Raw genomic sequence first — 21810 nt, 5'->3', positions numbered from 1 at the left:
CCTCCCCGCCGCTCTTCCGATCTCGGCCCGCGCGCCCCGCGGCCCGGCCCGCGCCACGGGCCGGGCCGCCCCTGCCCTTGGTCGATGCCCTGACGGCGGCCACGTCGTCATACTGCCCCAAACGCTGCCTCAACTCGCCCAACTGATGGCAGTTTCCATGAGTTTCCACGGGTTCCTGCCCGGGTTCTGAGGGCCCGGCGGAGGGGCCAGTGGCGGCTGCCGGTGACATTTGCCGCTCCCGCCGGGGGGTCGTACACGATTGAAGGGGTAGCGTGTGTAGCGCGCCACCGGCGGTCGCTCTTGGCCGCGCGCCTTGCCACGATCCCGCAGAATGGTTCGTAGAGGTGCGCTGCTTTTGGAGGGCTGATCGGGCGCGGACGTCGACGCGGTCCCCAGGTCCGCTCCGCCCGCCCCGGCCCGTCGGTCGTCCGAACAGGTTCAGGACGGCTCCGGCCGGCGCGCTCGTGAGACGGCGTGGAAGAGAGAATCGATTCTTGTGAGTGCTGCGATGCGAAGCCGTACGCCCGACCGCCTCTGCGCCGAGGCCGTCGAACTCGCCCGTGCGGCGGCCGAGGAGGCCGCCCTGCCGGGCATGGTCGGTGAGCACGTCGACGCCGTGGCCGACGGGGACCGAGTCGTCACCCATTTGTTCGAATGCAAGGAGCCGGGCTACCGCGGCTGGCGCTGGGCCGTCACGGTCGCCCGCGCCTCCCGGGCCAAGGTCGTCACGCTCGACGAGTCGGTGCTGCTGCCCGGGCCCGACGCGCTGCTGGCCCCGGAGTGGGTGCCCTGGAGCGAGCGGCTGCGCCCCGGCGACATGGGCCCGGGCGACCTGCTGCCCACGGAGGCGGACGACCTGCGGCTGGAGCCCGGGTTCGCCGCCGACGAGACCTTCGGCGACAACGGCGGCGTGGGCGTGTCGCCGGTCGCGCCCGGCTCGCCGGACGCCGAGGCGGCGGGCCCGACAGCGGTGGACCTGGCGGACGCGGCGCGGCTCGCACGGGCCCCCGGGGCCGAGGACGCCACGCAGGCCGCCGAGGCCGCAGAAGCAGCCAGGGGCCCGCTCGCCGAGCTGGCCGAGGCCGAGGACGCGGACGTCATCGCCGGCACCCCCGCACAGCAGGCGACGGCGCCGGCCCGCGGCAGCATCGCCGCGGTCGCCGAGGAGCTGGGCCTGGGCCGCGCCCGGGTGCTCTCCCGGTACGGCCTGCACACCGCAGCCGACCGCTGGGAGGAGGCGTACGGCGCCAAGACCCCGATGGCGCAGGCCGCGCCCGCCGCCTGCATGAGCTGCGGCTTCTTCGTACCGCTCGCCGGCTCGCTGCGGCAGGCGTTCGGCGTCTGCGCGAATGAGTTCTCCCCGGCGGACGGCCGCGTCGTGTCGCTGGCGTACGGCTGCGGCGGGCACTCCGAGGCCGCCGTGATGCCCAAGCCGCCGCGCCCGGCGCCGCCGGTCATCGACGAGACGGTCGTCGAGCCGATGCCGCTGCGCCCGGACCGCACGAGCGGCTCGGTCTCCGAGGGCGAGCCGGCCGAGGAGCTCGGCCACAGCTGATACCGGCCGAGGAGCTGCTCGGCCACAGCTGAGCCCGCCGGGGCCCGCACACAGCCGGGGCCCCCGCACAGCCGGGGCCCGCACACTCCTGACGCACACCGGGGCGCCGGATTCCGGCCCCGTTCGTGCCACGCCGACGTGGCGTGTCGTACCCCGGCCGTACCCGGGGCACCCGAGGCGGAAGAATGACACGTGAAGCCGCCGCGGGGCGGGAAGCTGTGTGCGAGGGAGCAGTCGTGAGCCGTAGGGCGACCGTCCGGAATCCCGTCGATGGTGCGGACCCCTTCGGAGCCGCGCGGTTGCGGCGGGGTGTGCTGGACGCCTGGGCCGGCTCCCCGGCCAGGTTCCGGGAGGACGCCAACGCCGAGGAGGACCTCGCGCTCGGCGGCTACCGCGACCGGCTCGTGGTCGAACTGGCGCAGAACGCGGCGGACGCGGCGGCCCGCGCCGGCGTCCCCGGGCGGCTGCGGCTGACCCTCCATCCCGGCGAGGACGGCGAGCACGCCGTGCTCGTGGCGTCCAACACCGGTGCGCCGCTGGACGCCACGGGCGTCGAATCGCTCGCCACCCTGCGCGCCTCCGCCAAGCGGGACAGCGACGCGTCGAGCGGCGCGGTCGGCCGCTTCGGCGTCGGCTTCGCGGCCGTACTGGCGGTGAGCGACGAACCGGCGGTGATCGGACGGACCGGCGGCGTGCGCTGGTCGCTGACCGAGGCGCGGACGCTGGCCATGGACGTCGCGGCCCACAGTCCAGGACTGGGCAACGAGCTGCGGCGCCGGGACGGCCACGTGCCGCTGCTGCGGCTGCCGCTGCCCGCCGAGGGCAGCGCACCGGAGGGGTACGACACCGCGGTGGTGCTGCCGCTGCGGGACGGCGCCGCCGAGGATCTGACGCGCCGTCTGCTGACCGCCGTCGACGACGCGCTGCTGCTGACCCTGCCCGGGCTGGCCGAGGTGGTGATCGATACCCCGGAGGGCGTACGGGAGCTGCGGCGCGGCGAGGACGGCCCGTACGTCGTCGTCGAGGACAGCGCCCGCGGCACGGCGCGCTGGCGGGTGGCCACCGACGGCGGCCCGCTGGAGCCCGCGCTGCTGGCCGACCGCCCCGTCGAGGAGCGGCTGCGGCCCGCCTGGTCGGTGACCTGGGCGGTGCCGGTGGACGCCGAGGGCGAGCCGGTACGTCCGGCCACCGCGCCCGTCGTGCACGCGCCGACCCCCACGGACGAGCCGCTCGGCCTGCCCGCGCTGCTCATCGCCTCACTCCCGCTGGAACCGACCCGCCGCCACGTCGCGCCGGGCCCGCTCGCCGACTTCCTCGCCGAGCGCGCCGCCGACACCTACGCCACCCTCCTGCGCGACTGGGAGCCGGTCTCCGTCGGCACCATCGACCTGGTGCCGGGGCCGCTGGGCAAGGGCGGCCTGGACGGCGAGCTGCGCCGCCTGGTCCTGGAGCGGCTGCCCCGGGTGCCGTTCCTGCCCAGCGCCGGTACGGGCGCCGCGCTGCGCCGCGAGGCCGACCGCGCGCTCGGCACGTGGCCCGAGGCCGACGAGCCGTTGGGCACCGAGCCCGAGGGCCCGCACGTGCTGCGCCCCGTCGAGGCCGAGCTGGCCGAGGGCGCGGGCGCCGAGACCGTCGCCGTACTGGCCGAGCTCTTCCCCAGCCTGCTGCCCGCGGGCCTGGAGCGGCGGCCCGAGCTGCGCGCGCTGGGCGTGGCCCGGGTGCCGCTGGGCGAGATCATCGACCGGCTGGCCGGGGTGGAGCGCACGCCGTCCTGGTGGCGGCGGCTGTACGAGTCGCTGGCCGGGACCGACCCGGACCGCCTCAGCGGCCTGCCCGTACCCCTCGCGGACGGCCGCACGACGATCGGGCCCCGCCAGGTGCTGCTGCCGGTCCGCGAGGACCGGCCGGACACGGAGGCCCGGCACCGGACGCTGGCCCGCCTCGGCCTGAAGGTCGCGCACCCGGACGCGGTGCACCCGCTGCTGGAGAAGCTGGGCGCGGTGCCCGCCACGCCCCGCGCGGTACTGAAGACCCCTCAGGTGCGGGCGGCCGTCGCGCACTCCCTGGAGGCGGCCGAGGACGAGTACGACGTCTTCGACGAGGAGACGGCGGACGGTCCCGGCGGCGCCCTCAGCGGCGAGGAGCTGGCCGAGGCCGTGCTCGGACTGGTCCGGGACGCCGGTCTCGCGCCGGGCGACGAGCCGTGGCTGGGCGCGCTCGCGCTGCCCGACGAGGACGGCGAGCCGGCCCCGGCCGGGGAGCTGGTCTATCCGGACAGCGCGTTCGAGCGGGTCATCCGGTCCGGCGAACTGGCCCGCGTGGACGAGGAGCTGGCCGCGCGCTGGGGCGAGCAGCCGCTCACCGCCGTCGGCGTGCTCGCGGACTTCGCGCTCGTCCGCGCCCAGGACGTGGTGCTGGACCCGGACGAGCTGGAGCCCCGGGACGGCGACTTCGCCGAGCCGGACGACGTCGGCCTGCTGGACGCGGTGGACGTGTGGTGCGAGGACGTCCTCGACGGCCTGCCCGAGACACCCGTGCCGCCGGTCGCCACCGAGATCGTCGCCGTACGGGACCTGGACCTGGTCGACGACGACGCCTGGCCGCAGGTGCTGGCCATGCTGTCGCGCCCGCCACTGCGGGACGCGCTGACCGCTCCGGTGCGCGTACTGCTCCCGGACGGCACGACGGAGACCGTGCGTCCGTACGCCGCGTGGTGGCTGCGCGGGCAGCCCGTGCTCGACGGCCGGCGGCCCGCCGGGCTGCGGGCTGCGGGCGGCGACCCGCTGCTCGCGGGCCTGTACGAGGCGGCGGACGCCGGCGACGTGGACGCGCAGGTGCTGCGCGCGCTGGGCGTGCGGACCTCGGTCGCGGCGCTGCTGGACGAGCCGGGCGGCGCCGCCGAGCTGCTCGCCCGGCTGGCCGACGAGGACGCCGAGGTGAGCGCCGCTCAGCTGCACGCGCTGTACGGCGAGCTGGCCGGGCTGGACCCCGAACAGGTCACGCTGCCCGACGAGCTGCGGGCCGTGGTGGGGGACGCGGTACGGGTGGTGGACGCGGCCGACGCGGTCATCGCGGACGCGCCCGACCTGCTGCCGCTCGCCGGGGACCGGCCGCTGCTGCCGGTGCGCCCTGCGCAGGCCGCGGCGCTGGCCGAGCTGCTCCAGGTACGGCGGCTGAGCGAGGAGTTCCCCGCAGAAGTACGCACCGAGGGCACCGTGCGCGAGGTGCCGGACGCGGTACGCGCGCTGCTCGGCCCGGACACGCCCGGCACGTACGTCGAGCACGACGAACTGCTGGTGACCACCGACACCGGGGACGCCGAGCTGGACTGGCGGCGCGCCGCCGACGGCACGGTGCACGCGGCGACGTTCGAGGGCGTGGCGGCCGGGCTGGCCTGGGCCACCGGCCAGTGGCCGCGCCGCTTCGAGGTGGCGGCGCTGCTGGAGGACCCGACGCGCACGGAGGAGCTGGCGCGGGCCCGCTGGTTCGACTGACCGTCAGAGCCTGTGTCACAGGCTCTCAGCCCGGCGTCCGGCGGCCCAGCCACCGCCAGGTGATCTCCAGTGCCGCGGCGGCGGCCGCCGCCATCGCCACGGCCGCCCACGGCATCGTCGTACCGACCAGCCTGAGCTGGAAGAACGACTGGAGCCAGGGGACCGCGAGGACCACGAGGAAGCCCGCGCCCATCGCCAGGACCAGGCCGATCCGCCACCAGGTGTACGGCCGGGCGATGATCGCCAGGACCCAGAGCGCGGTGAGGAAGAGCGTCAGGGTCGCCACGCTGGTCTCGGACCGCAGCGCGTCCGGCCCGGAGTAGTGGCTCCGGGCCAGCAGGTACATCGTGAACGCCGCGGCGCCCGTGATCAGCCCGGAGGGGATCGCGTACCGCATGACGCGCCGTACGAAGTGCGGGCGCGCCCGTTCCTTGTTGGGCGCCAGGGCCAGGAAGAAGGCCGGTACGCCGATCGTCAGCGTGGAGAGCAGCGTCAGGTGGCGCGGCAGGTACGGGTACGGGATCTGCCAGCAGGCGACGAGCAGCGCGAGCAGGACGGAGTACACCGTCTTGGTGAGGAAGAGCGTCGCGACGCGGGTGATGTTGCCGATGACCCGGCGGCCCTCGGCGACGACCGCCGGGAGGGCAGCGAAGCTGTTGTCCAACAGCACGATCTGGGCGACAGCCCGAGTCGCTTCGCTCCCGGACCCCATCGCGACGCCGATGTCGGCGTCCTTCAGTGCCAGCACGTCGTTCACGCCGTCGCCGGTCATCGCGACGTGGTGGCCGCGCGACTGGAGGGCCGTGACCATGCCGCGCTTCTGCCGCGGGGTGACCCGGCCGAAGACCGTACCGTCCTCCAGCGCCCCGGCCAGCGCATCCGGCCCGTCGGGCAGCCGGCGGGCGTCCACGGGGCTCTCCGCCCCCGGCAGGCCGAGTTCGGCGGCGACCGCACCCACCGAAACCGCGTTGTCCCCGGAGAGCACCTTCGTGCGGACCCGCTGCTCGGCGAAGTACCGCAGGGTCTCGGGGGCGTCCGCGCGGAGCCGCTGGGCCAGGACGACCAGCGCGGTGGGGGTGAGGTGCTCGGTCACGGCGGGGTCGGCCGGCTCGCGTTCCGCACGGGCCAGCAGCAGGACGCGCAGACCCCGGGAGTTGAGGTCGTCGGTCTCGGCGAGCGTGCCGTCGCCCTCGGGGAGCAGCACGTCGGGGGCGCCGAGCAGCCAGTTCGTGCTCTCGCCGTCGGGCCCGTTGAGGGACGCGCCGCTGTACTTGCGGGCCGAGGAGAACGGCAGCGACTCCGTGCAGCGCCAGGCGTCGTCCGCCGGGTACGCGTCGATGACCGCCTGCAGCGAGGCGTTCGGCCGCGGGTCGCACTCGCCGAGCGCGCCGAGCACCTGCCGTACGTACTCCTCGTCGGCGCCGTGCAGCGGCCGCAGCTCGCTGACGTCCATGCCGCCCTCGGTGAGCGTCCCGGTCTTGTCCAGGCAGACCACGTCCACGCGGGCCAGGCCCTCGATCGCGGGCAGCTCCTGGACCAGGCACTGCCGGCGGCCGAGCCGGATGACGCCGATGGCGAAGGCGACCGAGGTGAGCAGCACCAGGCCCTCGGGGATCATCGGGACGATCCCGGCGACCATCCGCCGGACCGCGTCGTCACCGCCCATGTTCAGCGTGAAGAGGTGACTGAGGACGAGTCCGATCGCCGTCGGGACCATCATCCACGTGACGTACTTCAGGATCATGCTGATGCCGCTGCGCAGCTCGGAGTCGACGAGCGTGAAGCGGGAGGCTTCCTCGGCGAGCTGCGCAGCGTAGGCCGCGCGGCCGACCTTCGTGGCGGTGAAGGCGCCGCCGCCCGCGACCACGAAGCTGCCGGAGAGCACCGGGTCGCCGGGCCGTTTCAGTACCGGGTCGGCCTCGCCGGTCAGCAGCGACTCATCGATCTCCAGCCCGTCCGCCTCGGCCACCTCGCCGTCGACGATCACCTTGTCGCCGGGCCCCAGCTCGATGAGGTCGCCGAGGACGACCTCGGAGGAGGGGACCTCGGCGGCCGTGCCGTCGCGGCGTACGGTCGGCCGGGACTCGCCGACGACGGCGAGCCGGTCCAGCGTCCGTTTGGCGCGCAGCTCCTGGATGATGCCGATGCCGGTGTTGGCGACGATGACGAAGCCGAAGAGGCCGTCCTGGATCGGGCCGATGACCAGGATGACCGCGAAGAGGACGCCGATGATGGCGTTGAAGCGGGTGAGGACGTTCGCGCGGACGATCTCGGCGGCGGAGCGCGAGGACCGTACCGGAACGTCGTTGACCTCGCCGCGGGCCACCCGTTCCGCGACCTCGGCGGCGGTCAGCCCGCCGTGGGCGCGCGCGGGCGCCAGCGCGGAGTACCGGTCGGCGGACTGTGGGGGCTGTGGGGGCTGCGCCCGTTCCGTCATGCGTCCGACGCTACGGGCAGCGTGCCCGGATCACCCGCTGATCAGGCGTCCGGTGTGGTCGCGGCGGCGGTGCGCCGCTCCGCCGCGTCCCGCTTGATGGCCGCGTCGCGCTTGCGGACGTACCAGATGCCGAGCAGCCCGAGGAGGCCGCCGGCCAGGCAGGTCCATACCCACCACGTGTTCTTGTGGTCGGCGAACCAGTCGTAGAAGGGGAGCTGCGCCAGGAAGAGGACGAACCAGATGACGGTGCCGCCGGTGATGGTGGCGACGACGGGCCCCTCCAGGGGCGCGGGCGCCTCGCGCAGTTCGGACTTCTTCCACATACGGGCAAGCTTACGGCGACCGACCGCCCGGCTTCTCCAGGCACCTCCGCGGACCCCTCGCACCCCAGTCGCCCCAAAGGTCTACGCGCGGAGATAGCGATCATGCATTTGTTGTTTCATACTGAACCTTTCCGGATCTGACCGGTTTCTGTCGTCTGATAGAACAAACCTGATCCGATCGTTGCGTGGCCCGGCTCCCGGGCTGCCGCGCCTCCCAGGCCCGTCACAGGCCCGTACAACTGAGGTCTCACCGATGCCCACCCCGGCCACCACTCAGGCCGACGCCGATTCCCCGGCCGGCGCCACGCCCGAGCCCAAGAACGGTCTCGACCGGTTCTTCCAGATCTCCGCACGCCGCTCCACGGTCTCCCGTGAGGTACGCGGCGGACTGGCCACCTTCTTCGCGATGGCCTACATCGTGATCCTGAACCCGATCATCCTGGCCGGCGGCCAGGACATGCACGGGCACCACCTGGACAACGCCCAGCTGGTCACTGCCACCGCCCTGATGGCGGGCCTGACCACCGTCCTGATGGGCCTCATCGGCAACGTCCCGATCGCGCTCGCCGCCGGACTGGGCATCAACGCGCTGGTCTCGCTCCAGCTCGCGCCCAAGATGACCTGGCCGGACGCGATGGGCATGGTCGTCTGGGCCGGCATCGTGCTGATGATCCTGGTCGCCTCCGGCCTGCGGCAGCGCGTCATGGACGCCATCCCCAACGGGCTGCGGCGCGCGATCGCGATCGGCATCGGCCTGTTCATCACCATGATCGGCCTGGTCGACTCCGGCTTCGTCTCGCGCAACCCGGACTCGGCGCACACCACCGTGCCGCTCGGCCTCGGCACCGGTGGCCAGCTGCAGGGCTGGCCGGTGCTGGTCTTCGTGCTCGGCCTGGCGCTGATGTTCATCCTGACCGTGCGGAAGACCAAGGGCGCGATCCTCATCGGAATCGTCGCCATGACCGTCGTCGCGATCATCATCAACACCGTCGCGGGCCTTCCGGACAGCGCCTGGGGCCTGGCCGTCCCGAAGATCCCGGACGCGGTCGTCGGCACGCCGGACTTCTCCCTGGTCGGTCAGATCAGCCTCTTCGGCGGCTTCCAGAAGGTCGGCCTGCTGACCGGCTGCCTCTTCGTCTTCACCGTGCTGCTCTCCGGCTTCTTCGACGCGATGGGCACGATCATCGGCGTCGGCGAGGAGAGCGGGCTGGCCGACAAGAACGGCCAGCTGCCGCGCATGGGCCGCATCCTGATGATGGACGGCATCGGCGTCGCGGGCGGCGGCCTCGGCTCCTGCTCGGCCAACACCTGCTTTGTTGAATCCACGGCGGGTGTCGGCGAGGGCGCCCGTACGGGCCTGGCGAACGTGGTCACCGGCGGGCTCTTCCTGCTCACGCTGGTCTTCAACCCGCTCGCCACGGTCGTCCCGTCGCAGGCCGCCACCCCGGCCCTGGTCGTCGTCGGCTTCCTGATCATGGCGTCGAACGTCCGCGAGATCGACTGGAGTGACGCCACCGTCGGCATCCCGGCGTTCCTGACGATCGTCTCGATGCCCTTCACCTACAGCATCACCAACGGCATCGGCATCGGCGTCCTCGCCTTCATCCTGCTGCGGTCCGCGACCGGCCGCTTCAAGGAGATCCCCTGGCTGCTGGACGTCGTCGGCCTCTGCTTCCTGGTGTACTTCCTGCTCAACCCGATCGAGCAGGCACTGGGTCTGAAGTAGCGGTACGAGCACAAAGCGGGCCTCCCGCTATATCGGCGGCGCGGCGTAGAACCGCTCCGTCTCCTCGACCGACGTCGCGAAGCGTTCGTCGAAGTCCTCGCGCATGAGCGTCCGGATCACGTAATCCTGGACGCTCATGCCGCGTTTGGCCGCGTGCTGTCCGATGCGCTCCAGCAGCTCACCGTCGACGCGCAGGCTGAGCACTCTCGATCCCATGCGGTCAACGGTCCTCGCAGGAGTGGCCCCGGCGCGTCACTTTCCGGAAACAGCTCACCCGTATGGGTGATGAGTGGCTGATGCAGGAAGACCGGAAACTCTCGACTTTCTTTAGCGAGAGTAATGAGTTACGCTAACAAACATGCCGGAACTGTCCCTCGGTGACGACGCTGCCGCCGTGAACGCGCTGCGGTCCGCCGTCATGCGCCTCTCCCGCCGGATCAAGCACCAGCGGGTCGATGAATCGCTCAGCCCCACCGAGATGTCGGTGCTGGGCACCCTCGCGCGCTGCGGCACCGCCACCCCTGGTGAGCTGGCCCGCAAGGAGCACGTCCAGCCGCCGTCGATGACCCGCATCGTGGCGATGCTCGAAGCCAAGGGACTGGTCCGACTGGAGCCGCACCCCGACGACCGGCGCCAGAAGGTCGTCACGCAGACCGAGCAGGCGGAGGCGATGCTCGACGAGAGCCGCCGCCGGCGCAACGTCTGGCTGGCCGAGCTGGCCTCCGGCCTGGACGAGGACGAGTGGGCCACGCTCCGGGCCGCCGCGCCCGTACTGGAAAAGCTCGCGCACTTGTAGCGCGTACGTGAAGCGCGTACGTACCGCTGAAGCGCGTACGTACCGCGCGCGGCGAGCCGCCGACCCGGGGAGCGGGACCACCGATGCCGAAGCCACCGAAGCACAGCCACCGACCGCCGAGGAGGCGAACCCACTTTGAGTACGGGATCCGGAGCAGACTCCGCCCCCGCACCTGATCACGACGACCACGCGACCGGCGCGACCCACGCCGCCCCCGCGCCCCAGGCGCCTGCCGCCGCGCCTGCTGCTGCGGCGCCCGCTGCCGCTGCCGCCAAGCCGCGCGAGGGCACCGAGAGTGCCCAGCGCACCAAGGACGCCGAGAGTGCCCAGCGCACCAAGGACGCCGAGAGTGCCCAGCGCATCAAGGGCGCCAAGAGTGGCCAGCGCACCAAGGGCACCTTCAGCTCGCTGCGTATCCGCAACTACCGTCTCTTCGCCACCGGCCAGGTCGTCTCCAACACCGGCACCTGGATGCAGCGCATCGCCCAGGACTGGCTGGTACTGAGCCTCACCGGCTCCTCCGCCGCCGTCGGCATCACGACGGCCCTGCAGTTCCTGCCCATGCTGCTCTTCGGGCTGTACGGCGGTGTCATCGCCGACCGGCTGCCCAAGCGCAAGCTGCTCCTGCTCACCCAGGCCGCGATGGGCCTCACGGGACTCGCCCTCGCGGTGCTGACGCTGACCGGACAGGTGCAGGTCTGGCACGTCTACCTCGTCGCCTTCCTGCTCGGCCTGGTCACGGTCGTCGACAACCCGGCGCGGCAGTCGTTCGTCTCCGAGATGGTCGGCCCCGACGACATCCGCAACGCCGTCAGCCTGAACTCCGCGAACTTCCAGTCGGCGCGGCTGGTCGGCCCCGCCGTCGCCGGCGTGCTGATCACCGCCGTCGGCAGCGGCTGGGCCTTCATGCTCAACGGCCTGTCCTTCATCGCGCCGATCGTCGGCCTGCTCATGATGCGCTCCTCCGAGCTGCACCAGGGCAAGGTCGTGCCGCGCGGCAAGGGCCAGCTCCGCGAGGGCCTGCGTTACGTCGCGGGGCGCCCCGACCTGATCTGGCCCATCGTCCTGGTCGGCTTCATCGGCACCTTCGGCTTCAACTTCCCGATCTGGCTGACCGCCTTCGTCGACAAGGTCTACCACTCGGGCGCCGGCACGTACGGCCTGCTCAACACGTTGATGGCGGCCGGTTCGCTGGCCGGCGCGCTGCTCGCGGCCCGGCGCGGCACGTCCCGCCTCCGGCTGCTGGTCGGCGCGGCCCTCGCGTTCGGCGTCCTGGAGATCGCGGCCTCGCTCGCCCCGACGTTCTGGCTGTACGCGGTGCTCCTGGTCCCGATCGGGATGTGCGGCCTGACGATCAACGTCACCGCGAACTCCAGCGTCCAGCTGGCGACCGACCCCGCGATGCGCGGCCGCGTGATGAGCCTGTTCATGATGGTCTTCATGGGCGGCACCCCGCTGGGCGCCCCGCTGGTCGGCTGGATCACGGACGCGTACGGCGCCCGCATCGGCTTCCTGTCGGGCGGCGCGATTTCCGCGCTTGCGGCGGTGGGGGTGGGCCTGTTCCTGGCCCGCGCCGGGGGTCTGCGTCTGAAGATCGACCTCCGCCGGGGTCACCAGCACCTCGCGTTCGTACCGCGCGAAGGCGCGTCCCGGGAACGGGTCGCTGCCGCGGTGTGAGCGTCGCCGGCTGCGGACTCGTCGTGGTTGCTCGCGCAGTTCCCCGCGCCCCTGAAGGGGCGCGGGGAACTGCGCGAACGGCCCCAGCGGCGCCGCACACGCGAAAATAACCGCATGAGACTCTTCGCGGCGGTCCTCCCGCCCCAGGCGGCAATCGACGGGCTGGCCGCAGAGACGGCCGCCCTGCACCGGCTGCCCGGCGCGGAGCGCCTCCGGTGGACCGGCCGCGACGGCTGGCACTTCACGCTCGCCTTCTACGGCGAGGTCGCCGAGGACCTGCTCCCCGAGCTGCACACCCGGCTGGCCCGTGCGGCCCACCGCCACCCCCCGTTCCCACTGCGCATCAGCGGCAGCGGCCGGTTCGACCACAAGGTGCTGTGGGCGGGCGCGGCCGGCGGCCGCGAGCCGATGCGGCACCTCGCGGACTCCGCGGGGGCGGCGGCGCGCCGGGCCGGCGTAGACGTGGGCGAGCACCGCCGCTACACCCCGCACCTGACGCTGGCGCGCCACCGGGGCGGCGAGGCCCGGGTGGACCTCGCCCCCTTCGTCGACGCGCTCGCCGCGTACGAGAGCGCGGAGTGGCAGGTGGCCGAGCTGGCCCTGGTCCGCAGCAACCTCCCCGCCTCCGGCGTCCCCGGCGAACAGCCCCGGTACGAGACGGTGGCGACGTGGCCGCTGGGCCACTGAGCGGGGCCGGGCGGTACTGCCTGCGGGCTCGCCCCGCCGTCCGGTTACGCTCAAAGGGTGGATCCCAAGACCCGTAACCGGATCATGTCCGGCCTGCTCGCTGTGCTGCTGATCGTCGTCATCGTGGCGGCCGCCCTTCAGTGACGGCCGCGCCGTCGCCGTACGACATGTGCGGGGCGGCCTACCAGGCGAACGCCTCGGGAGACGGCCCCGGCCCCGGGAAGATCTCCTCCAGCGACCGCAGCAGCTCGTCCGGCAGCGTCAGCTCAACGGCGCGGAGCGCCGACGCGAGCTGGTCCGTCGTACGCGGCCCGACGATCGGCCCCGTCACGCCGGGCCGGGTGAGCAGCCACGCCAGCGCGACCTCGCCCGGCTCCAGCCCGTACTTGGCCACGACGTCCTCGTACGCCTGGATCTGCGCCCGCGCGGCCGGATCGGCGAGCGTGTCGGCGGCCCGTCCCGAGGTCGAACGCGCCGCGCCGCCCTCCCTCTCCTTCCGAATGGCGCCGCCCAGCAGCCCGCCGTGCAGCGGCGACCACGGGATCACCCCGAGCCCGTAGCCCTCGGCTGCCGGAATGACCTCCATCTCGGCCCGCCGCTCGGCGAGGTTGTACAGACACTGCTCGCTGACCAGCCCGTACGAACCGCGCCGCGCGGCGGTCTCGTTGGCCTGCGCGATGTGCCACCCGGCATGGTTGGACGATCCCGCGTACAGGATCTTCCCCTGCTGCACGAGCACGTCGATCGCCTGCCAGATCTCATCCCAAGGCGTCGCGCGGTCCACATGATGGAACTGGTACAGATCGATGTACTCGGTCCCCAGCCGCTTGAGGCTGGCGTCCACGGCCCGCCGGATGTTCACGGCGGACAGCTTGTCGTGGTTGGGCCACACGGTGTCGCCGTCCGGCGCCATGTTCCCGTAGACCTTGGTCGCCAGCACGACCTTGTCACGCCGGCCCCCGCCTTTGGCGAACCAGGACCCGACGATCTCTTCCGTACGGCCCTTGTTCTCGCCCCACCCGTAGACGTTGGCGGTGTCGAAGAAGTTGACGCCCGCGCCCAGCGCGGCGTCCATGATCGTGTGACTGTCGCCCTCGTCGGTCTGCGGCCCGAAGTTCATCGTCCCGAGAACGAGTCGACTGACCTTGAGCCCGGTACGTCCTAGCTGCGTGTACTCCATGACCCCTCAGCCAACGCCTTGGAGTCCACTCGAATCAAGTGAATGAACGCGGCCCAGGAGTCGGGGGAGGCGGTGAGGGAGGGACGCGCTATGTCTTTGGAGTCCCGGACGTGGATGGCGGAGGGGGCGACTGCGACTTCGATGCACTCGCCCTGGTCGCCGCTGTAGCTGCTCTTGAACCAGTTCATAGTCCTCGTGCCACCTGTTCGATGAGTTCCGCGGAGTCTTCGGGGCTGAGAGCCTGAGCTCGCAGAATGCCATACCGTGCGAACAGATCGCCCAGGTCGGGCTGTTCGTCTACGAAAAAGCCTCCGCTCTGTCCTTCGACGTAGGCGAGCTGCCGCCGCTTGGCCGTCTCCAAGAGGATCATCGGGCCGTTCAGTCCCGCGTGCGTCTGCCGAGTGGGCGGCATCACCTGGATCTCGACGTTGCGGAGGCGGGCGATGTCCAGGATGTGGTGCAGCGCCTCCTTGAGCACGGACGGACCTCCCAAGGGACGGGTGATGGCGATCTGCTCCAGTACGAAACTGATGACCGGCGCCGGTTCTCGGCGGATCAGCTTCTGGCGGTCCAGCCGCGTGGCGACCCGTGCGTTGACTTCGTCATCGTTGAGCGGAGGGCAGTGGCAGTTGAAGACCGCGTGCGCGTAGGCGCCGGTCTGGAGCTGTCCCGGGATGACGTGATTCTGGTACGTGTGCAGGGCGACAGCTTCGGCCTCCACCTCCGCGTATTCCTCGGTCCACGTCGGCAAATGACTGACGTGCAGTTGCTCAGCGGCCACCAGAAGCGCGCCTCGGGCGCCCACCGCGTCGTCCGCCAGTGGGGCGAAGTCCCCCTTCGGAGGCCGGTCTCCCCGTTCCACCATGGCGACTTGGGACTTGGAGAACCCCACCCGTCTGCCCAATGCCTCCTGCGTCAGCCCCGCCTGCTCGCGGAAAAAGCGCAGCATCGCTCCGAACATCCGCCTATTAGCGGAGCCGTTTCCACTGCTGTGCACAGCACCCTCCCCTTGATTCACTGCACTTCACCACTCCCGTGTGGCACTGGTCACAGTGAACTCGCGAGCGCAATCGTCTGACGCATGAACCGACGAATCTCACCCGATCTCGTACCTGACTGGCTGCCCGCCACCGGGCACGCGCTTCGTCACGTCGGCGTCCACTTCGACGCCATCCGGATCGCCGACTTCACCGGCGAGCAAGTCGCCTTCGAGATCATGCAGTTCACGGATTTCCGGGCCGGGCCGATCGTGCGGACCGCGACCGGGGGCCGGTATTCGTACTTCCTGCTGCCGCCGAAGAGCGCCGCCGCATACGTCTGGCCGCCCGGGGCGCGCGATCTCGGGAGGGGCGGCCGGGAGGCCGCATTCGTGGGGGTGCCGGCGTTGTACGGGAACACCTGGCCACTGGAGTGGCGCTCGCTGCCGTGCGCCGAAGCGCCCTTCGTGGAGGCGGGGTTGCTGCACGAGATGGTCGCGCGGGTGGGCGCGTCTTGACCTCAAGCGGAGTTGAGGTCGTAGCGTCGCCGTCATGACCAGCATCCGCATTCCCGGCCGTTACCGCTACGCCGCCGTCCCGCACATCATGATCGACGGCGCCGCCGAGGCAATGGCCTTCTACGCGACCGCGTTCGGAGCCGAGGAGGTCATGCGCATCGCCCGGCCCGACGGACGGATCCTGCACGCCGAGATCCGGATCGACGATTCGGTCCTCATGGTCGGCGACGGGGACGGCGGCGCATTTCTCGACCCGCGGAAGGCGGGCGGTACGACGGTGGGGCTGCACGTGTACGTCGAGGACGTCGACGCGCTGTACCGCCGGGCCGTGGCGGCCGGCGCGGAGTCGCTCCAGCCGCCCACCGACATGTTCTACGGCGACCGGACCGTCATGCTGAAGGACCCCTTCGGGCACGTCTGGGTCTTCCTGACGCAGGTCGAGGACCTTTCGCCGGAGGAGGTCGCCCGGCGGGGCAACGAACTGCTCCGGGGGTAGGCGGCTCAGGACGCCGGTTCGTACGGGGCGCCCACGTCCCACGCCTGGTGCATCGCGTCGGCGAAGGCCGCGGCCAGCAGGTGTTCGCCGGAGGGGGAGGGGTGCGTGCCGTCGTACGTGTCGCGGTCCAGGGAGTAGTCCTCCGGGGGCGACGCGAGGAGCAGCGGCGACATCGGGGTGGAGAGGTCGGCGACGGCCTTGGCCAGTAGTTCGTTGAAGCGGTCGCACTGCGCGGCGAAGTCGGGGTCCCCGGCCGCCCGGATGTTGGGGATGACAGGCAGGAGTACGGCCCGTACGCGCGGCCGCGCGGCCCGCGCCTCGGCGAGGAAGCGGCGGGCGTTCTCGGCGGTCTGGTCCGCGTCCGTGTAGAAGCCGAGGTCTATGAGGCCGAGCGAGACGAGGAGCGTGTCGGCCTTGTGCGCGCGGACGGCCTCGCCGATGAGCGGGGCCATGTGCAGCCAGCCCTCGCCCCATCCGGCGAGATGGCGGCGGGCGCGCTCGGGAAAGTCGGGGTCGCCGTAGTCGTACGAGACGGGCTCGGCCTTGGGGATGTCGTACAGCGCGTCACGCGGGCCGACGATGCGGTACGGGCCGCCGTACGTGCGGTTGAGGTGCTGCCACATGCGGTAACGCCAGGTGTAATCGCCGGCGCTCCCGACCGTCATCGAGTCGCCGACAAACATGATCCGCATTCGGCCATCTTCGCCGATCGCCGGGCGTGCCGGTAGGTGACGCTGGACACTCGCCGGGGATGGGAGGCTTGGGGCATGCGTTCGCTTCTGTGTGCGGCCGGTGCCGCGGGGGTCCTGCTGGTCGCGTCGGCCGCCACTGCCGTGGCCGCGCCCGCCGCCGAGCCGGAACCGTTCACGATCAAGGATCAGCGGATCACCGAGTCCAGCGGGCTGGCCGCCAGCCGCGCCCACCCGGGCATCTACTGGACGCACAACGACAGTGATGACGGGCCGTATGTCTATGCCGTGGACTCCGCGACCGGGCGGACGGTCGCCACTGTCACGATGCGGGGGGTCGGCGATCCGCGGGACGTGGAGGCGATCTCGATCGGGCCCGACGGCGACCTGTACGTCGGCGACATCGGGGACAACCTGGACGGGTCCTGGGACCACGTGTGGATTTATCGGTTCCCCGAGCCGAAGCAGCTGCGCGACCAGACCGTGACGGCGACCCAGTACGACGTGAAGTACGCGGACGGGGCGCGGAACGCCGAGGCGATGATGGTCGATCCGAAGACCGGCCGGGTCTACATCGCCGACAAGAAGGAGGACGGGGACGGCGCGCTCTACGCGGGCCCGGCCCGGCTGAGCACGTCCGGCCCGAACGTCTTCCGGCGCGTCGCGGGCGTCGATCTGTGGGTGACCGACGGCGCCTTCTCGCCGGACGGCACCCGGCTGATGCTGCGCGGGTACTTCGGGGGGCGGATGTACCGCTGGCACAACGGCCGTCCGACGGAGCTCGGCGCGGTCGGCGTACCGATACAGGGGCAGGGCGAGTCGGTCACGTTCACGGCGGACGGGCGGTCGCTGATGTTCGGCTCGGAGGGGGCGAACAGCGAGGTGCGGCCGGTCGGGCTGAGCGGCGAGCAGCTCCCGGAGAAGGCGCCCGGCGACGACCACTCCGGCACTCCGGGCGGCGGTGACAAGAACGGCTCGGGAAGTTCGAACGGTACGGACGGCTCCGGTGATTCCTCCGACTCCTCCGACTCCTCGGAGAAGGGCAGCCCGGTCGTCACCGGCGTCGTCGTCATCGGCCTCGCCGTGGCGGCCGTCCTCGCCCTCCGCAGGCGCGGCCGCCGCGACTGACCGACCGCCGGGCCGCCGCGGCTGAGGCAGTGCCTGCCTCAGCGGGCGCGGCGTGCCTCCTGGTCACTCCGGGGTGGCCGGGCCTTCGATGAACGACGTGAACCCGTCCAGTAGCCGGTCGAGTCCCAGCTCGAAGATGTCGCCACCGGCGTCGTCGAACGCGTCCGCCGGAAGCGTTGCCAGCTGGGGGTAGCGCCCGCTGTTCATCGCTCGGTTGAGCAGGGGCTCCTGCGCCTTCCAGAAGTCCGCGTCGCTGACGCCGCTGCGCTTCTCGGCCTGGGCGGAATTCACCTCGACGCGGGTGACGCCGGTGACGAAGCCGTCGAGGGCGACCAGGACGTGGATCTTCTCGCGGCCGCTCAGCCGGGTGCCGGCCAGGCCTTCCAGCGCGTACTCCAGGCCGTCCAAGGCGTTCGGGCCGAGGAGCGGGCGGGCCTGGTCGACCTGGAGCAGCCAGGGGTGTTGGTGGTAGAGCCGTCGGCTGCCGTGCGCAACGGCCGTCAGGGCGGCGCGCCAGCCCGCTTCCGGGGCGGGGTGCGAGGGCGCGTCGAATTCCACGACCTTGTCGAGCATCAGGTCGAGCAGTTCGGCCTTGCCGGGGATGTAGCGGTACAGGGACATCGCGCCGACGCCCAGTTCGGAGGCGACCCGGCGCATGGAGAGGGCGGCGAGCCCGTCGGTGTCGGCGACGGCCACCGCGGCGGTCACGATCGCGTCGAGGGTGAGGCCGGGCTTCGGGCCGCGGCTGCGGCGCTCGCCGGTTCCCCAGAGCAGCTCCATGCTGCGCGAGACATCACCGCTGCCGCTGTGTTCTGTCGTGGTCATGGTGCCGCCATCGTAGGCCGTCGAAGAAAAACTGGGTACGCCGTACGCGAAATAGAGTACGGTGTACGCGGAAGAGGGTGCGCCGCACTCGGTTCGCCGGGCGGCGTGCCCGTTTCGTGGAGTACGGAGGGGAGCCTGTGACAACAGCGGAAGCGGCCGTCCTCGCGGAGGGCCTGTCCAAGAAGTACGGCGGCAAGCGCGCGCTCGACGGCCTCGACCTCGCCGTCCGGCGCGGCACCGTCCACGGCCTCCTCGGCCCCAATGGCGCGGGCAAGACCACCGCCGTGCGCATCTTGTCCACGCTCGTGCGACTGGACGGCGGCCGGGCGCGGGTGGCGGGCCTGGATGTGGCGCGGCAGCCGCGTGCGGTGCGCGGGCGCATCGGGCTGACCGGGCAGTACGCGGCCGTGGACGAGGTGCTGACCGGCCGGCAGAACCTGGAGATGTTCGGCCGCCTCTTCCACCTGGGCGGCCGCCGGGCCCGGCGGCGCGCGGCGGAGCTGCTGGCACAGTTCGGCCTGACGGACGCCGCCGACAAGGGGGTCGGACAGTACAGCGGTGGCATGCGGCGACGGCTGGACCTCGCCGCGTCCATGATCCTCGCTCCGGCCGTGCTGTTCCTCGACGAGCCGACGACCGGCCTCGACCCCCGCAGCCGCGGCGAGGTCTGGGACTCCGTGCGGGCGCTGGTGGCCGGTGGCACCACCGTGCTGCTCACCACCCAGTACTTGGAGGAGGCCGACCGGCTCGCCTCGCACATCACCGTCATCGACCAGGGCCGGGCCATCGCCGACGACACCCCGGACGGGCTGAAGGACCGGATCGGCGGCGACCGCATCGAGGTCGTGGTCGCCGAGCGGGGCGACATCCCGCGGGCGGTGAAGGTGGTCGCCCGGGTCGCGGACGGCGAACCGGAGACGGACGGTACCGAGCTGCGCGTGCACGCACCGGTCACCGACCGCGTGGCCGCCCTCACCGACGTGGCGCGCACCCTCCAGGACGAAGGCGTACCGGTCGAGGACATCGGGCTGCGCAGGCCGAGCCTGGACGATGTGTTCCTGCGCCTGACCGGTCACCGCACCGAGACCGAGGAGGCGGCCGCATGAGCACCGTCGAGCTGCGGACCGGGCACGAGCCCGACGGCCAGGTCTCCCGCATCCGTTGGGCCCTCGCCGACTGCTGGAACGTCGTACGCCGCGGCCTCACCCACTACCAGCGCCAGCCGGTCGGCATCGCCTGGCAACTGGGTTTCCCGATCCTGTCCGTGCTGCTGTACGGATATGTCTTCGGCAGCGCCATGAGGGTGCCCGGCGGTGGGGACTACCAGGACTTCCTGATGCCGGGGATGTTCGTGATGACGATGGCCTTCGGGTTCATCAACACGGCGGCGACGGTGGTCCACGACTCCACCAAGGGCGTCATCGACCGGTTCCGCTCCATGCCGATGGCACCGTCCGCGGTCGTCGCCGGGCGTGGTGTCACCGACCTCGTCGTCGCCTGCGCCGAGCTGACGATCCTGATGCTCACCGCGTTCGCCATGGGCTGGCGGCCCGACGGCGGCCTTGCCTTCATCGGGGCCTTCGCACTGCTGCTGTGGCTGCGGTGCGCGCTGATCTGGCTGGGGGTGTGGCTCGGTCTGCTGGTACCCAACCCGGAGGCGGCGGGCGGCTTGTTCGCGGTCGCCTTCCCGCTGACCATGATCTCCAGCGTCTTCGTCGCGCCCCGGCTGATGCCGGACTGGCTGGGTTTCGTGGCGGCGTGGAACCCGATCTCGTCGACGGCCGCGGCCACTCGGGAGCTGTTCGGTACGCCGGTGGGCAGCGGCGATTCCTGGGTGGAGCAGCACGCCCTGCTGATGGCCGGACTCTGGCCGGTGGTCCTCACCGTCGTCTTCCTGCCGCTGGCGGTGCGCCGCTTCCAGCGGTTGAGCCGGTGAGCGCCCGCCGCGCCCCACTGCCATGATCCGGGGGCCGGCGCAGCGACGGACGGGCCCCGGCGATCGCGTCGCCGGGGCCCGTCCGTTGAGTCGTGTCGCCGACCCGCTTACAGCTTGTCGATCACGTAGTCGATGCAGGCGGTGAGGGACTCGACGTCGGACGGGTCGATCGCCGGGAACATCGCGACGCGCAGCTGGTTGCGGCCGAGCTTGCGGTACGGGTCGGTGTCGACGATGCCGTTGGCGCGCAGGACCTTGGCCACGGCCGCCGCGTCCACGTCCTCGTTGAAGTCGATCGTGCCGATGACCTGCGAGCGCTTCGCCGGGTCGGTGACGAACGGGGTGGCGTACTTGGAGTCCTCGGCCCAGCCGTACAGCGTGCGCGAGGAGGCCGCGGTGCGTCCGACCGCCCAGTCCAGGCCGCCCTGGCCGTTGATCCAGTCCAGCTGCTCGCCGAGCAGGAAGAGGGTGGAGAGGGCCGGGGTGTTGTACGTCTGGTTCTTCAGGCTGTTGTCGATCGCCGTGGGGAGCGAGAAGAACTCGGGGACGTGGCGGCCGGAGGCGTGGACCGCGCGGGCGCGCTCCAGGGCCGCGGGGGAGAAGACGCCGATCCACAGGCCGCCGTCGGAGGCGAAGGACTTCTGCGGGGCGAAGTAGTAGACGTCCGTCTCGGAGATGTCGACCGGGAGGCCGCCGGCGCCGGAGGTGGCGTCGACCAGGACGAGGGAGCCCTCGTCGGCGCCCGCGACCCGCTTGATCGGGGCCGCGACACCGGTGGAGGTCTCGTTGTGCGTGAAGGCGTAGACGTCCACGCCTGCCTCGGCCTGCGGCTCCGGGTGCGTGCCGGGGTCGGCGGAGATGACGGTGGGCTCGTCGAGCCACGGCGCCAGCTTCGCGGCCTTGGCGAACTTCGAGGAGAACTCGCCGAAGGAGAGGTGCTGGGACTTGCGCTCGATCAGGCCGTGCGTCGCGATGTCCCAGAAGGCGGTCGAGCCGCCGTTGCCCAGGATGACCTCGTAGCCCTCGGGGAGCTGGAAGAGGTCGCGAACGCCCTCGCGCACCTTGCCGACCAGGTTCTTCACCGGGGCCTGGCGGTGGGAGGTGCCGAGCAGGGACGTGCCGGTGGCGGCCAGGGCGTCGAGCGCCTCCGTACGCACCTTGGAGGGGCCAGCGCCGAAACGTCCGTCGGCGGGCTTGATGTCAGCGGGAATCTGGATCTCAGCCACGGACGAAGCCTAATCCGTCGGGCCGCCCGGATCTGACCGGAGTCCAGTCGTTGAGACGCATGTGTCCGGGATGGACGCGGTTCTGTGTTCGGGATGGACGCGCTTCGGAGGTCATCTACCGGCGCTCGGCGGGGCAGGCT

Annotated in this window: 20 protein-coding genes; 11 read left to right on the top strand and 9 right to left on the bottom strand. The window is 72.0% G+C overall.

What is annotated here, in order from left to right; translation table 11 throughout:
* The first annotated feature begins 508 nt into the window (after positions 1–508).
* On the top strand, positions 509–1555 hold the full coding sequence (locus ABT381_RS18010; protein ID WP_351594756.1) for a DUF3027 domain-containing protein: 1047 nt from the start codon (positions 509–511) through the stop codon (positions 1553–1555).
* A 236-nt stretch (positions 1556–1791) separates the two neighbouring features.
* Positions 1792–5049, top strand: a complete 3258-nt coding sequence (locus tag ABT381_RS18005) for a sacsin N-terminal ATP-binding-like domain-containing protein (protein ID WP_467754464.1) — start codon at positions 1792–1794, stop codon at positions 5047–5049.
* A 25-nt stretch (positions 5050–5074) separates the two neighbouring features.
* Here the strand turns inward: ABT381_RS18005 and ABT381_RS18000 are convergent, their stop codons facing one another.
* Together ABT381_RS18000 and ABT381_RS17995 are read right to left on the bottom strand one after the other, a co-directional pair.
* On the bottom strand, positions 5075–7486 hold the full coding sequence (locus tag ABT381_RS18000) for an HAD-IC family P-type ATPase (protein WP_351594753.1): 2412 nt from the start codon (positions 7484–7486) through the stop codon (positions 5075–5077).
* 41 nt (positions 7487–7527) lie between these two features.
* The gene (locus tag ABT381_RS17995; RefSeq protein ID WP_351594750.1) at positions 7528–7809 is read right to left on the bottom strand and encodes a DUF2530 domain-containing protein; all 282 of its coding nucleotides are present in this window, start codon (positions 7807–7809) and stop codon (positions 7528–7530) included.
* 253 nt (positions 7810–8062) lie between these two features.
* Here ABT381_RS17995 and ABT381_RS17990 point away from each other — a divergent pair, with 253 nt between their 5' ends.
* Complete coding sequence (locus ABT381_RS17990; RefSeq protein WP_351594747.1) at positions 8063–9535, top strand: NCS2 family permease; 1473 nt, start codon at positions 8063–8065, stop codon at positions 9533–9535.
* Between the two features lie 27 nt (positions 9536–9562).
* On the opposite strand, the gene ABT381_RS17985 is transcribed toward ABT381_RS17990, so the two are convergent.
* Complete coding sequence (locus ABT381_RS17985; protein ID WP_351594744.1) at positions 9563–9751, bottom strand: ribbon-helix-helix protein, CopG family; 189 nt, start codon at positions 9749–9751, stop codon at positions 9563–9565.
* Between the two features lie 142 nt (positions 9752–9893).
* On the opposite strand from ABT381_RS17985, the gene ABT381_RS17980 reads away from it, so the two are divergent.
* The 3 genes from ABT381_RS17980 (at position 9894) to thpR (ending at position 12695) form a co-directional block, all read left to right on the top strand.
* A complete protein-coding gene (locus ABT381_RS17980; RefSeq protein ID WP_351594741.1) occupies positions 9894–10331 on the top strand; it encodes a MarR family winged helix-turn-helix transcriptional regulator in 438 nt (145 codons plus the stop codon).
* 135 nt (positions 10332–10466) lie between these two features.
* Positions 10467–12008 (top strand): MFS transporter, encoded by a 1542-nt coding sequence (locus tag ABT381_RS17975; RefSeq protein WP_351594738.1) that lies wholly within the window; start codon positions 10467–10469, stop codon positions 12006–12008.
* 114 nt (positions 12009–12122) lie between these two features.
* Positions 12123–12695: an RNA 2',3'-cyclic phosphodiesterase gene (thpR, locus tag ABT381_RS17970; RefSeq protein WP_351594735.1), complete on the top strand. Its 573-nt coding sequence runs from the start codon at positions 12123–12125 to the stop codon at positions 12693–12695.
* Between the two features lie 181 nt (positions 12696–12876).
* Here the strand turns inward: thpR and ABT381_RS17965 are convergent, their stop codons facing one another.
* From ABT381_RS17965 to ABT381_RS17955, 3 genes are read right to left on the bottom strand one after another with little or no spacing between them, the layout of a single operon-like run.
* The gene (locus ABT381_RS17965; RefSeq protein ID WP_351594732.1) at positions 12877–13875 is read right to left on the bottom strand and encodes an aldo/keto reductase; all 999 of its coding nucleotides are present in this window, start codon (positions 13873–13875) and stop codon (positions 12877–12879) included.
* Positions 13857–14063: a DUF397 domain-containing protein gene (locus tag ABT381_RS17960; protein WP_351594729.1), complete on the bottom strand. Its 207-nt coding sequence runs from the start codon at positions 14061–14063 to the stop codon at positions 13857–13859. The genes ABT381_RS17965 and ABT381_RS17960 overlap by 19 nt, the downstream gene beginning before the upstream one ends.
* Positions 14060–14836, bottom strand: a complete 777-nt coding sequence (locus tag ABT381_RS17955; RefSeq protein ID WP_351594726.1) for a helix-turn-helix domain-containing protein — start codon at positions 14834–14836, stop codon at positions 14060–14062. The genes ABT381_RS17960 and ABT381_RS17955 overlap by 4 nt, the downstream gene beginning before the upstream one ends.
* Before the next feature lie 120 nt (positions 14837–14956).
* Between ABT381_RS17955 and ABT381_RS17950 the strand changes: the two genes are divergently transcribed.
* Together ABT381_RS17950 and ABT381_RS17945 are read left to right on the top strand one after the other, a co-directional pair.
* Positions 14957–15370: a hypothetical protein gene (locus ABT381_RS17950; protein WP_351594723.1), complete on the top strand. Its 414-nt coding sequence runs from the start codon at positions 14957–14959 to the stop codon at positions 15368–15370.
* Positions 15371–15404: 34 nt separating this feature from the next.
* Positions 15405–15866 carry a VOC family protein gene (locus ABT381_RS17945; RefSeq protein WP_351594720.1) on the top strand — a complete coding sequence of 154 codons (462 nt, stop codon included), beginning with the start codon at positions 15405–15407 and terminating at the stop codon, positions 15864–15866.
* A gap of 5 nt (positions 15867–15871) precedes the next feature.
* Here ABT381_RS17945 and ABT381_RS17940 read toward each other — a convergent pair whose 3' ends face one another.
* The gene (locus ABT381_RS17940; RefSeq protein WP_351594717.1) at positions 15872–16558 is read right to left on the bottom strand and encodes a GDSL-type esterase/lipase family protein; all 687 of its coding nucleotides are present in this window, start codon (positions 16556–16558) and stop codon (positions 15872–15874) included.
* 75 nt (positions 16559–16633) lie between these two features.
* Between ABT381_RS17940 and ABT381_RS17935 the strand changes: the two genes are divergently transcribed.
* Positions 16634–17683, top strand: a complete 1050-nt coding sequence (locus ABT381_RS17935; protein ID WP_351594714.1) for a hypothetical protein — start codon at positions 16634–16636, stop codon at positions 17681–17683.
* Between the two features lie 63 nt (positions 17684–17746).
* Here ABT381_RS17935 and ABT381_RS17930 read toward each other — a convergent pair whose 3' ends face one another.
* Entirely contained in the window at positions 17747–18508 is a 762-nt protein-coding gene (locus ABT381_RS17930) for a TetR/AcrR family transcriptional regulator (protein WP_351594711.1), read from the bottom strand.
* Between the two features lie 137 nt (positions 18509–18645).
* Between ABT381_RS17930 and ABT381_RS17925 the strand changes: the two genes are divergently transcribed.
* On the top strand, positions 18646–19614 hold the full coding sequence (locus ABT381_RS17925) for an ATP-binding cassette domain-containing protein (protein WP_351594708.1): 969 nt from the start codon (positions 18646–18648) through the stop codon (positions 19612–19614).
* On the top strand, positions 19611–20444 hold the full coding sequence (locus ABT381_RS17920; RefSeq protein ID WP_351594705.1) for an ABC transporter permease: 834 nt from the start codon (positions 19611–19613) through the stop codon (positions 20442–20444). Before ABT381_RS17925 ends, ABT381_RS17920 begins: the two co-directional genes overlap by 4 nt.
* 107 nt (positions 20445–20551) lie before the next feature.
* On the opposite strand, the gene serC is transcribed toward ABT381_RS17920, so the two are convergent.
* Positions 20552–21670, bottom strand: coding sequence for a phosphoserine transaminase (gene serC, locus ABT381_RS17915; RefSeq protein WP_351594702.1), 1119 nt, complete (start codon positions 21668–21670; stop codon positions 20552–20554).
* Positions 21671–21810: the final 140 nt, after the last annotated feature.

It is taken from the genome of Streptomyces sp. NPDC000151 (assembly GCF_040301705.1).
GTDB lineage: Bacteria > Actinomycetota > Actinomycetes > Streptomycetales > Streptomycetaceae > Streptomyces.
The sequence above is the reverse complement of the archived record's forward strand: the minus strand, read 5'-3'. Positions and strand labels throughout refer to the sequence as shown.